Here is a 13,663-nt window from a genome sequence, read left to right on the forward strand (position 1 = left end):
GATGGGGGGCAGAGAGAATGGTAGTCCTTGTTACAGGCGGCGCCGGGTTTATCGGCAGTAATTTTATCCGTTACGCCTTAGCCCAAGACACACAGGCCATCAATCTGGACAAACTTACGTATGCCGGCAATCCGGATTCCTTATCCGATGTAGAGCAGCACCCGGAATATACCTTTATCCAGGGCGACATTGGCGATAGCAGAACAGTCGCTGACATTCTGGAACGGTATCAGCCTGACGCGCTGGTCCATCTTGCCGCCGAATCTCATGTAGACCGCTCCATTGATGGTCCGGCCGCATTTATTGAGACTAATATCAAGGGGACATTCACTCTCCTGGAAGAAGTCCGGCAATGGTGGGATAAATTGCCGGCAAACCGCAAGGCGCTTTTCCGTTTTCATCATGTTTCCACAGATGAGGTCTATGGGACCCTAGGCGAAACGGGTCTGTTTACAGAAGAAACGCCTTATGCCCCCAACTCGCCCTACTCTGCCTCCAAAGCTGCTTCCGATCATTTGGTGAGAGCCTATCATCACACGTATGGCTTGCCCACACTGACGACCAATTGTTCGAATAATTACGGGCCCTATCAGTTTCCTGAAAAGCTGATTCCGCTGATGATCCTCAATGCTCTTGAAGGAAAGCAGCTGCCGGTGTACGGCACCGGCCGGAACGTACGGGACTGGCTTTATGTCGGGGATCACTGTCGGGCGCTCTGGACCGTATTAACCAAGGGCAAGCCGGGAGAAACGTACAACATTGGCGGAAATAACGAGAAAACGAATCTTAGTATCGTTGAAACCCTGTGCGCCCTATTGGATGAGAAGCGGCCACGATTGGACGGCAAATCCTATTGTAGCCAGGTCGCCTTTGTCTCGGACAGGCCAGGGCATGATTTACGTTATGCTATTGACGCCTCTAAACTGGAGCGGGAACTTGGATGGAAGCCGCAGGAAACCTTTGCGACAGGAATCCGTAAAACCGTAGATTGGTATCTGGAGCATAGGGAATGGTGCCGGCAGATTACAAACGGGCGGTATCGCCGTGAGCGGCTGGGACTGATCGACGGGGAGGGGAGTCTATGAGCATTGCAAAAGGGATTATTCTGGCCGGTGGATCGGGGACCAGACTGTATCCCATTACCCGGGTGGTCAGCAAACAATTGATGCCTATTTATGATAAACCGATGATCTACTATCCTTTAAGTTCTTTAATGCTGGCCGGCATCCGCGATATATTGATCATTACCACTCCTCGGGACAATACCGCTTTTCAACAGCTGTTAGGCGATGGCAGCCAGTGGGGGATCCGCCTTTCCTATATTGTTCAGCCCAGTCCGGACGGCTTGGCCCAAGCGTTTATTCTGGGCGAAGAATTTATTGGCGGCCAGAGTTGTGCTATGATCCTGGGCGATAATATCTTTTATGGCAATGGGTTTCGCAGCCTCGTGCAACGGGCTGCCGGCCGCGATACCGGCGCTACTGTGTTCGCATACTGGGTGAAGGATCCGGGACGGTATGGCGTGGTTGAATTTGACAGCGGGGGAAAGGCCGTTAGTCTGGAAGAAAAACCGTTGCAGCCAAAATCAAACTTTGCCGTTACCGGGTTGTATTTTTACGACCAGCGGGTTGTGGAGTATGTCAAATCCTTGAAACCGTCGTCACGGGGAGAATTGGAGATTACCGATCTGAACCGTCGATATCTGGCAGACGGCTCACTCCATGTGGAAACGATGGGGCGGGGGTATGCCTGGTTGGATACCGGAACTTTTGAATCATTGATACAGGCTTCGGATTATATAGCAATGATCCAGGAGCGCCAGGGCCTTATGATTGCCTGTCCGGAGGAAATAGCCTTTCATATGGGTTATATCAACCGGGATCAGCTTATAGAGTTGGCTGATGAAATGAGAAAAAACGGCTATGGACAGTACTTGCTTCAGATTGCTGCTGCCAATCAAAGTAAGGAATGAAAATGTGAGTATCTTTAACCGTCTTTCCCTGTTGCGGCAATGCAACGGGCCGGTATAGAATTTTTATGGCGGCAGATTCATTGTTTATAAGTAAAAACGCTAAAGTTTTTTTCCATATTTTCGATATTAATGATGAAAGATTTGTATGATGATTGAGGTGAAAGTATGGAAATGTTAGCTGCGAAAATGACTGACGCCGCCTTGTCCTATAGTTCGGCGAAAATAAATACCGGCTCCGGCTCTACCCGTCCCGGTTCCACCGCCGTAGCAGGGGTAAAAGTAGATATCCTTTCCGGTCCGGAACCTGCTGTGGAGAATAAGGCCGTTGCGGCTGAGGCTGTCGAACCGAGCCGGGAGCAGTTGGATCAGGTAGTGGAAGAAATGACCGGGATCATGAAGCTGCTGAACACCGACATCAAGTTCGAGCTCCATGAGGGCTCCGGCCGGTGGATCGTTCAAGTGGTGGATACCAAAGAAAATAAAGTGCTTAAGGAATACCCGCCGCAAAAATTACTGGATACCATAGCGGCCATCCGGGAATATGTGGGTCTTCTTTTGGACGAAAAAGTTTGAGACGCCTAAATAGGCTGATGTTGCAAGTTTTTAGACAATATAACCGTTTATTGCGAGAGGAAGGTGCAGATTTACTATGGCAAACCGTATATTTGGCTTAAGTGGCTCCGGCATGGATGTTGACCAGATGGTCAAGGACCTGATGAAGGCCCGCCGGACCCGATATGACGCGATGTATCAGAAACGAGTGCAGCTGGAATGGAAAAAAACCGACTACACCACCATGTACACGGCGATTAAAGATTTTGACAATATCAACTCCGATTTCCAGCTTCAGAGCAAATTGACCCCGAAAAAAGTAGTATCCAGCAATGATAGCCAAGTCGCAGTTACGGCTCTGGCTGATTCCGCCAACATTAATCACAGCATTGAAGTTATTCAATTGGCCACAGGAGTCACCAAATCGAGCACTGATGGGGCTGGTACTGCTTCAGCCATCGGTTCTACTGTAAACAAGAATACTCTCATTACTCAATTGGGCCTGACGGCAGCTGATTTAAAGGATACCGACGGGGACGGAGTTCCTGACCCCGTTTCGATTACCATCAGCGACGGGACTAACGAAAAGACAATCGAAGTGGACCTGACTAAAAGCATCACTGAAATGGTCAGCCAGATCAACAATGCCGGTCTGAATATCAAAGCGAGCTATGATACCTCGCTGGATATGTTCTTCTTGTCTACCACGAAGACCGGCGCCGATGCGGCGATCAAGGTCACCGAGGATACGGTTGATACTGCCGGCACCAAGACGTTGCTGGGGGATTTGTTGAAACTCGGGACCATGGATGGTACCTCAGCCACAGGATCGGCCGGCCAGAATGCCAAGGTTAAACTGGACGGCATAAACATGGAATTTTCTTCTAATACTTTTACTGTAGCCGGCATAACCTACACCGCCAAGACAGAGACCACGTCCCCCGTCAGCGTCACGGTAACGCCGGACATCGACCAGACCGTGGCCAATGTAAAGGAATATGTCAACAAATACAACGAATTGCTGGCCAAACTTTACGGCGAGATCAATGAAAAGAAATATTCCGATTTTCTTCCTCTGACCGACGCACAGAAATCGGAGATGTCGGAAAGCGAGATCAAGCAATGGGAGGAAAAAGCGAAAAGCGGCATGTTAAGCCGTGATTCTACCTTGCGGGGTCTGGTCGAAAAAATGCGTTCTGTTTTCTCCAGCACCATTGGCGGCGTGAGCGGCGACTACCGTACCCTTTCTTCCATTGGCATTACCGCCACATCTTATGTCACCTCGGATGGGGGAGTCAACAGTCTTTCTCTTAAAGAAGGCGGTTTGCTGTCCGTTGACGAGACAGAATTGAAGAAAGCCCTGGAAAAAGATCCTGACATTGCACAAAAACTGTTTGCAACCAAATCAGATACCACGGGAAACAACGGATTTTCCGTGAAGCTGAACCTGGTCCTGGACGATACGGTGAAAAGCCTGCAGGAGGTAAGCGGCGGCAGCACGCTGTCCATGGATAACAGTAATCTCGGTAAACAGATTACAAGGTATAATGAGCAGCTGGACGCCATGCTGAAACGGCTGGAACAGGAAGAAGAACGGTATTACAAGCAATTTTCCGCGATGGAGGTCGCCATCAGCAAACTGAATCAGCAGAGTTCCTGGCTCAGCCAATACTCCAGCAGCGGAAACTAATACGGGAATCTGCAGCCAGGCATCATGGGGGACGTAGTCATTCTGCGTCCCCTATCGCGGCAATAGGATATTTCCAACCCTGAAGCGTTAAGGGAGGAGTTAAATTATATGAATTTGGCTAGTACAGCGAATGCCTACAAAAATCAGCAGATCATGACGGCATCGCCGGAAGAATTGACCCTGATGCTCTATAACGGCGCTCTGAAATTTATGACCGAAAGTGTTCAGGCCATTGAAGAGAAAAAGTATGAAAAAGCCCACGAGACCAATATCCGTTCCCAAAATATCATCCGGGAATTTATGACTACGCTGGATATGCAGTATGAATTATCCCATAATCTCTATGAGATTTACGACTATATGCATCGCTCGCTGATTGAGGCCAATTTAAAAAAGGACGCCGCAAAACTGAAGGAAATCCGTGATCTGCTGCGGGAATTGCGCGACGCCTGGGCGGAAGCTATGAAGCGGGCCAGGCAGGACCGCGTTGGCGCGGCAGTGGGGAAATAAGATGAACGATCACTTGCAGCCCCGTTCCGTTGAGGACCTGTGGCAGGATTATTGGTTTCTGACCCGGGAAATGTCCAAGTTTCTGGCTCGGCAGGAGATGGATCTGTTTTATGATCTCATGGCTCAGCGGGAACAGTTTCAGGCTATGCTGGAAGAGTCCGGCGACCGCTCTGTCGGACAGAGCCCGGAAGGCAGGGCTTTCCTGGAAAAAATTCAGCAGGAGAACCGGTCCATGCAGTTTTTGCTCCGGGCTGCGCTCAACAAAAGGCAGCAGCAGCGGGCGGTATCGAATGCTTACAGCGGTGAGATCCAGTCTTCTGCCGCCGGGCGGCGTTTTAACCGGGAAGGTTAGCTCTGCGTGATCCTTTAGAATAGATACGCTTCAGGCAAAGGAATGCCTGGAATATCTGATCAGGGAGGAACTCAGATGAAAATAGCAAATTCGGCAGTCTGTCTCAGCGGCCGGCATTCGCTGGTAGAGAAAGATGAAAGCCGGGAATCTATTCAGATTTGGGGCCGGGGCCGGCGGTTGAACGGTGCGGCGCAGATTCTGGAGCAAAAGCGCCAGGACAGTGTTGCGGTTTCCCGTCAGGCGGTCAGTCTCATGCGCCAAAAGCTGCGCCAGACCGAAAATCTGGCGGGACGGGAACAGGTATCCTTGCTCAGTGACGAAGACAAACAGAAGATCAGCCTGCTGGAGATGCTGCTGAGCGAGCTGACCGGCAAGAAAATCCGGTTTGCCGTGCCGGCCTGGAACATGTCCGGCGGCAATGCCCAGTCGGCCGGAACCGGCTGGGGCTTATCCTATGAGTCGGTTCAGTCACATTATGAAGCTGAGACGACCAGCTTTCAGTCGCATGGCATAGTCAAGACCGCCGATGGAAAAGAAATCTCCTTTTCCCTGAACATGACCATGAGCCGGGAGTTCTATTCGCGGCAGAGTGTCCAGATACAGGCTGGCGCTGGTGCCGCGGTTGACCCGCTTGTGATCAACTATGACGGTCCGTCCGCCGGTCTGACGGAGACTAAGATCCAATTTGATCTGGATGCCGACGGCGTGCTGGACAACATTTCCTTTGTCCGTCCGGGCAGCGGCTTTTTGGCCTTGGACCAAAACGGAGACGGGGTGATCAATGACGGGCGGGAATTGTTCGGGCCCCAGTCGGGTGACGGTTTTGCCGATCTGGCTCTGTATGATGTGGACGGCAACCAGTGGATCGACGAGAATGACCCGATCTTCTCTCAACTGCAGATCTGGACCAGAGACTCTGCCGGGAATGATCAGTTGCTGGCCTTGGGCGTTGCCGGCGTCGGAGCCATCTATCTGGGTCATATTTCGACCGAATTTGCCCTCAAGGACAGCAGCAACAATCATAACGGGCAAGTCCGCAGCACCGGTGTCTTTTTGCGGGAAAACGGCACAGCCGGAACGGTCCAGCATGTAGACTTAGTCGTATAACTTTTTTAACTTGCATTTTTTGGCGGGGAAACATATAATTTACCTAAGAGAACCTTTTGCTTAGGTCTGTGGTTGAAAATCGATGCCAGTCGCAGGCGAAACGATCCACGTAAGAAGTCCAAAGAGGCTTTGAGCATGGTGCGGCTTAGATATAAGCCCTGCCGAATTGGGAAGTGGGAGGCGGGAAAGTTCCGCCAACGAGTTTCTTGCACTGATCCATTGTAATCATTCGAGAGGAGTAGTAGTGAGGGGTTGAATTCCTAGTAGCGAACCTTCCGGCAGGCGAGTGTGGGGGCAAAGACCAGGTCGGCTAAGCAATGGTCCTTATTTTCAAAAGGTGAGGGGATATCTTTAATGGCTTTCCAGGACAGAACGTTGAAGTGTAAAGACTGTGGGGCGGACTTTGTGTTCACTGCAGGGGAGCAAGAGTTTTATGCCGAAAAAGGTTTTGAAAACGACCCGGTACGCTGCCGTGAATGCCGTGAAGCCAGAAAGCGGAGCCGTGACGGCGGCTCGGCAACCCGTGAAATGTATGATGCTGTGTGCGCCAACTGCGGCGTAACCACTCAAGTGCCTTTTAAACCGCGTAATGACCGTCCGATTTACTGCCGCGAGTGTTTTAGCGCAAATCGTGATCGTTAAGCGATATCAGCCCGGAGCAATCCGGGCTTTATGTTTTTTTAGACAGAAACAAGCCCTATAAGGCAGGTTGGCTGTTCTTGTCGTGTATGATTTTACAAATTTTTTGTCGAATGTGGAATTTCTTCAATAAAAAGCTATGTAAGTAAATAAATGGGTATTCAAAACAACTCAGGAGTTTTCCACAAGAATAACCGTTTAAAACAGAGGTTATGAACAGGTTTATCCACATTATCCACAGGTTGTTGTGATAAGAAATGTGGAAAACGGGGATAACTGCAATGAGCAATGATAATACGCCGCTCCGCTTTACATTTTCATAACAAAAGTATTTGCGTAATTATGCATCGAGATGTATAATTATTTACACGGTTCCAATCAACCAAAATAACACCGGGGGGAATTATGATGAAAAAGTGGACAACGGCATTATTATTGGGAATATTTCTCCTGACGCTTTTTCTGGCAGGCTGCGGCGGTTCTGAGCCGGCTAAGGAACAGGCTAAAAAGGTGCTGCGGGTAGGCTCTGAAACCACGTATCCGCCTTTTGAGTTTCAGGATGAAAAAAGCAAAGAGTATGTAGGCTTTGATCTGGACTTAATACGGGCTGTGGGCAACCAGATGGGCTATGAAATCCAAATTCAGAGCATGGCCTTCGACGGGTTGATTCCGGCCCTGGAAGCCGGCAACATCGATGCTCTCATTTCAGCTATGACCATTACCGCAGAGCGGGCGAAAAAGGTTACTTTTTCTCAACCCTACTATAAATCCGGCCTGGCGATTATGGTCCGGCAAGACAACACAGATATCAAGGAATTTGACGACCTGACCGGCAAGAAAATCGCCGTGCAGATTGGCACCACCGGTGCGGATGAAGCCGCAAAGATTAAGGATGCTAAAATCAGCACCTTTAACAGTGCCCCCGAAGCCTTCCTGGAACTGAAAGCCGGCGGTGTGGACGCAGTAGTTAATGACCTGCCGGTGAACGAATACTATATCACCCAAGGCGGCGGTCAGGACGCCAAGATTGTGGGAAAAGCCCTGACCTCGGAAGATTACGGCATTGCTACCGCTAAAAAAAATACCGAACTGGCCGGTCAAATCGACAAGGCTTTGGCCGAACTTAAGAAAAACGGCGAGTATGAAAAAATCTACGTGAAATGGTTTGGCAGCAAGCCCCAATAACGGCGGACGCCTGGGGCAAAGGGCGACGGCGCGGAGCAATTCGCGCCGTTTTGGTTGACAGGCAGCGGTGACGCGCATATAATCGTATTGTGCAAAATGACGGACCCAAGACATCTCTTTGGAGATGCTGAGGATGATTGAAGGTGGGACAGGCAATGAATTTTGACTTTGACTTGGTGGTGCGTTCCTTTCCCCTGCTATTGCTGGGGGCGGGGATAACCCTTAAGATCACTGCGCTGAGTGTGGGCTTCGGCCTGCTGATCGGCATGTTTGTCGGCATGGCCAGGTTGGCGAAATCGGCGGTGGTCAGAATACCGGCATCTATCTATGTGCATTTTCTTCGCGGCACCCCTTTGCTGGTGCAGATCTTTTTGATTTATTTCGCCATACCGATTGTCATGGGGACTCGCGTAGATCCTTTTGTGGCGGCGGTTACCGCCTGCAGCATCAATAGCGGCGCCTATGTGGCCGAGATCTTTCGGGCCGGCATCCAGTCCATTGACAAGGGGCAGATGGAAGCCGGGCGCTCCCTGGGGATGAATTGGGTCCAGACCATGCGCTATATTATCCTGCCCCAGGCCTTAAAGCGAATCCTGCCGCCCCTGGGCAACGAATTTATTGCTATGTTGAAGGACTCTTCCCTGGTGTCGGCTATCGGCTTTGAGGAGTTGACTCGCCGGGGTCAGCTGATCATCGCCCGCACGTATGGTTCCTTTGAAATTTGGCTGAGCGTCGCTTTCATCTATCTCATTATGACCTTTACGATTTCCCGCCTGGTAGATTATCTGGAGCGGAGGTACAAGACCGATGATAAGCATTAAAGCAGTGCATAAAACCTTTGGCCGGCTGCATGTCCTCAAGGGCATTGACCTGGAGGTCCGGGAGCAGGAAGTGGTGGTTATCATCGGACCCAGCGGTTCGGGTAAAAGCACCCTGCTCCGCTGCATCAACTACCTGGAGGAGCCCTCCGACGGCGCGATCGTGGTGGACGGCATTCCGCTGAACAGCGAAGCTAACATCAACACGGTCCGGGCCGAGGTCGGCATGGTCTTCCAGCGCTTCAACCTGTTTCCACACATGACCGTTATGGAGAATATTACCCTGGCGCCCCGGCAGGTGCGCAAAATTGGCCAGACTGAGGCCGGGCAGGCGGCTCTGGATCTTTTGAAGAAGGTCGGCCTGGCTGACAAGGCTAACGCTTACCCGGAACAACTTTCCGGCGGTCAGCAGCAGCGGGTGGCCATTGCCAGGGCTCTGGCCATGAGACCTAAAGTCATGCTGTTTGACGAACCCACCTCAGCCCTTGACCCGGAAATGATCAAGGAAGTGCTGGATGTTATGAAAACTTTGGCTAACGAGGGAATGACCATGGTGGTGGTGACCCATGAAATGGCCTTTGCCCGCGAGGTAGGCGACCGGGTGATCTTTATGGACGAAGGCCGCATTCTGGAGCAGGGCACCCCGGAGGAGATTTTCAGCCATGCCCGGGAAGAGCGCACTCAGGCATTTCTGTCGAAAATTTTGTAAATAGATTCCTAATAGTTTGTTGAAAAACCCATTCAGCCGTGTTACAATACTAATCGTGGCTTTGATAGTGAGGCCGGGTAGTACATCATAGGGGGAATTCAGATGATCGGTAAAGTAAAATGGTTTAGTTCAGAAAAAGGATATGGCTTCATAGAGAGAGAAGACGGTGGCGATGTATTCGTGCATTTTTCCGCAATTACGGACGAAGGATTCAAAACTCTGACCGAGGACAAAGCGTGGAGTTTGAAATTGTCGACGGCGCCCGCGGACCGCAGGCTTCCAACGTCGTGAAAATTTAACAAGACAGGGAGCGCGCCCGGCCGTACAGACCGGGCTTTTTGCTTTTTTGCGCGAATTATGTAAAATATAAGAATTTTATGACAGGATTTTTATAGAGGATGGGGAATACTTATTAATAGGATACTGGAAAGGAGATGGTAGTATGGCAATCACAGTACGAGGGAAAAATATCGACGTTACACCAGCTTTAAAAGATCACGTGGAAAAGCGTATTGGCAAAATCACCAAGTATTTTGACAATATCGGGGAGATTGCCGTCGTCCTGGCCGTGGAAAAAGGCCGCCACATCGTTGAAGTGACTGTGCCGGTAAATGGTATCTTGCTGCGAGGCGAAGAAAGCACCACGGATATGTACGCCTCCATTGATCTGGTCATTGAAAAACTGGAAAAGCAGATTGGAAAATATAAAACTAAATTATCCCGCCGTCTGCGGGATGGGATGCTGAAAGTTGACCTGATTCCCGATAACTCCGGGGGAAATGACGACTTTAAAGTGGTCAAAACCAAGCGTTTTGCCATCAAGCCCATGGATGTGGAAGAGGCTATCATGCAGATGAACCTGATTAACCACGACTTCTACGTATTCATGAACGCCGACACCGAAGATGTGAACGTGATCTACCGGCGTAAGGACGGACATTACGGCCTGATTGAGCCGGAGCTGTTATAAGTAAAATAGAGCAAAAAGCAGCAGGGCTTGTCCCTGTTGCTTTTTTAGTGAATAAATACCGATTTTTGACTTTTTATATTCACTCTGCTAAAATGATTAAATAGGTGTATTCTGCTTAGCAGTTGCCTCGAAGTCAGGACCGTTCAAAAAAGTCCTGCTGGTAGGTAAGAGAAACGCTTGCGTTTCCGTACTGAAGAATTCAGGTGACTTTTCGGCTTATAAGAGACCGGCCTCTATCGCCACTCTCCAGAAAAGTCACGAATTGTGATACAGCGGAACGAGAACCATAGCGGAGGCGTACTGAGGTACGTTGGAGCGAAGGATCGCAGGAGCAACGACGCAGATGGGCCTTTTTCAACGGTCCGTCTGACAATACAGTTCGGGAGATGATGCCGGTGTTCGGTTTTTTGAAAACGATCTTCGGGGACGATAATGCGCGAGATATTAAGCGCATGACCAAATATGTGGAAGAAATCAATGCCTTGGAATCGGACTTGGAGAAAATGAGCGACGCCACCTTGGCTGGCAAGACCCTGGAGTTTAAACAGAGACTTGCCCAGGGGCAGACCCTGCAGGATCTGCTGCCGGAGGCCTTTGCCGTGGTGAGAGAGGCTTCCCGCCGGACCCTGGGGATGCGTCATTTCGACGTACAGCTCTTAGGCGGCATTACCCTGCATGAAGGCAATATCGCCGAAATGCGCACCGGTGAAGGCAAGACCCTGGCAGCTACCCTGCCGGTGTATCTGAACGCTTTAAACGGCCAAGGCGTGCATGTGGTCACGGTCAACGATTACCTGGCCCGCCGTGACAGCGAGTGGATGGGCAAAGTATATCGCTTTCTGGGCTTATCCGTGGGGCTGATCGTGCACGGGCTGGATTTCGCCGAGAGGAAGATGGCCTACAGCGCCGATGTGACCTATGGCACTAACAACGAATTCGGCTTTGATTATCTGCGGGATAACATGGTGATTCATCCTGAACAGATGGTGCAGCGGGAACTGAACTACGCCATCGTAGACGAAGTGGACAGCATCTTGGTGGACGAGGCCCGTACGCCTCTGATCATTTCCGGACCCGGGGAAAAATCCACCGATCTTTACTATGTGCTGGCCAAAGTTGTGCCCAAATTAAAGGCCGGCGAAGATTATACCATTGACGAGAAGGCCAATACCGTGGCCCCCACCGAAAGCGGCATCGCCAAGGCGGAAAAGCACTTGAATGTCCGCAATTTATATGAGGACGAGAACATAGAACTGTCCCATCATTTTAACCAGGCATTGCGGGCTCACGCCCTGATGCACCGGGATAAGGACTATGTGGTGAAAGACGACCAGGTCATTATTGTGGATGAGTTTACCGGCCGTCTGATGTTTGGCCGCCGTTACTCCGACGGTTTGCATCAGGCTATTGAAGCTAAGGAAGGTGTGAAAATTGAACGGGAAAGCCAGACTCTGGCATCCATTACCTTCCAGAACTATTTCCGCATGTATAGCAAACTGGCCGGCATGACCGGCACGGCCAAGACCGAGGAAGAGGAATTCCGCAAGATCTACGGCCTGGATGTCGTCGTGATCCCAACTAATCAAAATGTGATCCGGGAAGATTTGCCGGATGTGATCTATAAAACCAAACGGGCAAAATACCGGGCGGCGGTGAGGGAAATCGCCGAGCGTTATGCCAAAGGCCAGCCGGTGCTGGTGGGGACCACTTCTATCGCCCAGTCGGAGGAACTCAGCGCGGCGCTGAAACGAAACGGTGTGTCTCATAACGTGCTGAATGCTAAATACCATGAGATGGAAGCCCAGATCGTGGCCCAGGCCGGGCAGAAAGGCGCCGTGACCATCGCCACAAACATGGCCGGCCGGGGTACAGATATCGTGCTGGGAGAAGGCGTGCCCGCACTGGGCGGCCTGCATATCGTCGGCACCGAGCGCCATGAGAGCCGGCGGATTGACAACCAGCTGCGGGGCCGCAGCGGCCGTCAGGGAGACCCTGGTTCCACCCGTTTTTATCTGTCGTTGGAAGATGATCTGATGCGTCTGTTCGGCTCGGATAATATCGCCTCGATCATGGATAGGCTGGGCATGGAGGAAGATGAGCCAATCGAGCATTCCCTGATCACCCGCTCCATCGAGCAGGCCCAGAAAAAGGTTGAGGCCCGTAACTTTGACATCCGGAAACAAGTGCTGGAATATGACGATGTGATGAATCAGCAGCGGGAGGTTATCTACAGCCAGCGCCGCAAGGTGCTGATGGGCGAAAACATGCGGGAGCACATCTTCCCGATGATAGAAACTATCATTCATCAGGGTATGGACCTCTATTGCGAGGAAAAAGTCTATCCTGAGGACTGGGATTATGATTCTCTTATTGAATACTGCGAGGATTTCTATGCCCCGGAAGGGTCTTTGGTCCGGGAAGACTTGACGGAATTCAGCCGCATTGAAGTGTACGAACACCTGCTGGCAGTGGCTGAGACAGCCTATGATAACCGGGAGAAAGTATTCGGTTCGGAAAATATGCGGGAACTGGAAAAAGTGGTCATGCTCAAGGTGGTAGACGGCAAGTGGATGGACCATCTGGACGCCATGGATATGCTGCGCCAGGGCATCGGTCTTAGGGCTTACGGCCAGAAGAATCCTCTCATCGAGTATAAGATCGAGGCCTATGACATGTTCCAGCAGATGATCGAAAATATTCAGCAGGACATTGTCCGCTATATTTTCCGGGTCAACCTGCTGACTCAGGCTGACGACCGCCTGTCCGACGCCCATGCCAGCCACGGCGAAGAAGACGGTCAGGCCAATCAGAGCGTTGTCAATAAGGATCAGACCGGCCGCAATGAGTTGTGCCCTTGCGGGTCCGGCAAAAAGTACAAGAAATGCTGCGGGGCCCGTTGAAAAAGGCCCATCTGCGTTGTCAGGGCTGCGGGAGCGCGCTGTTCAGAAAGTGTTCCTTTTCGGATTTGTGCTAATTGCGTACTCTGATTACCCGAAAAGAAACCTGCTTTCTTCCAGCTTTCACGATGCTGCGCATCTTTCCAGCATTGCCGTACCCTCTGAACGTACTGTCTGCGCGCGCTTCCTCGTCCTTCCTAGCGTCTGGACCTTTTTGAACGGGCCCGGGTGCGAGGCTGCGGGAGCAGAGTTTTCATAATAA

General features: G+C 51.0%; 13 protein-coding genes and 1 pseudogene. All 14 read left to right on the forward strand.

What is annotated here, in order from left to right; genetic code table 11:
- The first annotated feature begins 17 nt into the window (after positions 1-17).
- On the forward strand, positions 18-1,085 hold the full coding sequence (gene rfbB, locus ALO_RS17920; RefSeq protein WP_004098953.1) for a dTDP-glucose 4,6-dehydratase: 1,068 nt from the start codon (positions 18-20) through the stop codon (positions 1,083-1,085).
- On the forward strand, positions 1,082-1,972 hold the full coding sequence (gene rfbA, locus ALO_RS17925) for a glucose-1-phosphate thymidylyltransferase RfbA (protein WP_004098954.1): 891 nt from the start codon (positions 1,082-1,084) through the stop codon (positions 1,970-1,972). The genes rfbB and rfbA overlap by 4 nt, the downstream gene beginning before the upstream one ends.
- Before the next feature lie 165 nt (positions 1,973-2,137).
- On the forward strand, positions 2,138-2,545 hold the full coding sequence (locus ALO_RS17930) for a flagellar protein FlaG (protein WP_004098956.1): 408 nt from the start codon (positions 2,138-2,140) through the stop codon (positions 2,543-2,545).
- A gap of 76 nt (positions 2,546-2,621) precedes the next feature.
- Complete coding sequence (gene fliD / locus ALO_RS17935; RefSeq protein WP_004098957.1) at positions 2,622-4,214, forward strand: flagellar filament capping protein FliD; 1,593 nt, start codon at positions 2,622-2,624, stop codon at positions 4,212-4,214.
- A 108-nt stretch (positions 4,215-4,322) separates the two neighbouring features.
- A complete protein-coding gene (gene fliS / locus ALO_RS17940; RefSeq protein WP_004098960.1) occupies positions 4,323-4,724 on the forward strand; it encodes a flagellar export chaperone FliS in 402 nt (133 codons plus the stop codon).
- Position 4,725: 1 nt separating this feature from the next.
- On the forward strand, positions 4,726-5,076 hold the full coding sequence (locus tag ALO_RS17945; RefSeq protein ID WP_004098963.1) for a hypothetical protein: 351 nt from the start codon (positions 4,726-4,728) through the stop codon (positions 5,074-5,076).
- A gap of 75 nt (positions 5,077-5,151) precedes the next feature.
- A complete protein-coding gene (locus tag ALO_RS17950) occupies positions 5,152-6,183 on the forward strand; it encodes a hypothetical protein (protein WP_004098964.1) in 1,032 nt (343 codons plus the stop codon).
- A 354-nt stretch (positions 6,184-6,537) separates the two neighbouring features.
- Positions 6,538-6,825, forward strand: a complete 288-nt coding sequence (locus ALO_RS17955; RefSeq protein ID WP_004098965.1) for a zinc-ribbon domain containing protein — start codon at positions 6,538-6,540, stop codon at positions 6,823-6,825.
- 402 nt (positions 6,826-7,227) lie between these two features.
- Positions 7,228-8,007, forward strand: a complete 780-nt coding sequence (locus ALO_RS17960) for a basic amino acid ABC transporter substrate-binding protein (RefSeq protein WP_040293808.1) — start codon at positions 7,228-7,230, stop codon at positions 8,005-8,007.
- Positions 8,008-8,162: 155 nt separating this feature from the next.
- Complete coding sequence (locus ALO_RS17965; protein WP_004098967.1) at positions 8,163-8,828, forward strand: amino acid ABC transporter permease; 666 nt, start codon at positions 8,163-8,165, stop codon at positions 8,826-8,828.
- A complete protein-coding gene (locus tag ALO_RS17970; protein WP_004098970.1) occupies positions 8,815-9,534 on the forward strand; it encodes an amino acid ABC transporter ATP-binding protein in 720 nt (239 codons plus the stop codon). The genes ALO_RS17965 and ALO_RS17970 overlap by 14 nt, the downstream gene beginning before the upstream one ends.
- 102 nt (positions 9,535-9,636) lie before the next feature.
- A pseudogene (locus ALO_RS17975) lies at positions 9,637-9,833 on the forward strand (cold shock domain-containing protein).
- 143 nt (positions 9,834-9,976) lie between these two features.
- Complete coding sequence (hpf, locus tag ALO_RS17980) at positions 9,977-10,504, forward strand: ribosome hibernation-promoting factor, HPF/YfiA family (protein ID WP_004098974.1); 528 nt, start codon at positions 9,977-9,979, stop codon at positions 10,502-10,504.
- Between the two features lie 395 nt (positions 10,505-10,899).
- Positions 10,900-13,404: a preprotein translocase subunit SecA gene (gene secA, locus ALO_RS17985; protein WP_040293809.1), complete on the forward strand. Its 2,505-nt coding sequence runs from the start codon at positions 10,900-10,902 to the stop codon at positions 13,402-13,404.
- The last annotated feature ends 259 nt before the right edge of the window (positions 13,405-13,663 follow it).

The organism is Acetonema longum DSM 6540 (assembly GCF_000219125.1).
GTDB classification, from domain to species: domain Bacteria; phylum Bacillota; class Negativicutes; order Sporomusales; family Acetonemataceae; genus Acetonema; species Acetonema longum.

Coding starts and splice junctions, on each gene's coding strand:
- rfbB (WP_004098953.1), top strand. CDS start 18: ATGGTAGTCCTTGTTACAGGCGGCGCCGGGTTTATCGGCAGTAATTTT.
- rfbA (WP_004098954.1), top strand. CDS start 1,082: ATGAGCATTGCAAAAGGGATTATTCTGGCCGGTGGATCGGGGACCAGA.
- ALO_RS17930 (WP_004098956.1), top strand. CDS start 2,138: ATGGAAATGTTAGCTGCGAAAATGACTGACGCCGCCTTGTCCTATAGT.
- fliD (WP_004098957.1), top strand. CDS start 2,622: ATGGCAAACCGTATATTTGGCTTAAGTGGCTCCGGCATGGATGTTGAC.
- fliS (WP_004098960.1), top strand. CDS start 4,323: ATGAATTTGGCTAGTACAGCGAATGCCTACAAAAATCAGCAGATCATG.
- ALO_RS17945 (WP_004098963.1), top strand. CDS start 4,726: ATGAACGATCACTTGCAGCCCCGTTCCGTTGAGGACCTGTGGCAGGAT.
- ALO_RS17950 (WP_004098964.1), top strand. CDS start 5,152: ATGAAAATAGCAAATTCGGCAGTCTGTCTCAGCGGCCGGCATTCGCTG.
- ALO_RS17955 (WP_004098965.1), top strand. CDS start 6,538: ATGGCTTTCCAGGACAGAACGTTGAAGTGTAAAGACTGTGGGGCGGAC.
- ALO_RS17960 (WP_040293808.1), top strand. CDS start 7,228: ATGATGAAAAAGTGGACAACGGCATTATTATTGGGAATATTTCTCCTG.
- ALO_RS17965 (WP_004098967.1), top strand. CDS start 8,163: ATGAATTTTGACTTTGACTTGGTGGTGCGTTCCTTTCCCCTGCTATTG.
- ALO_RS17970 (WP_004098970.1), top strand. CDS start 8,815: ATGATAAGCATTAAAGCAGTGCATAAAACCTTTGGCCGGCTGCATGTC.
- hpf (WP_004098974.1), top strand. CDS start 9,977: ATGGCAATCACAGTACGAGGGAAAAATATCGACGTTACACCAGCTTTA.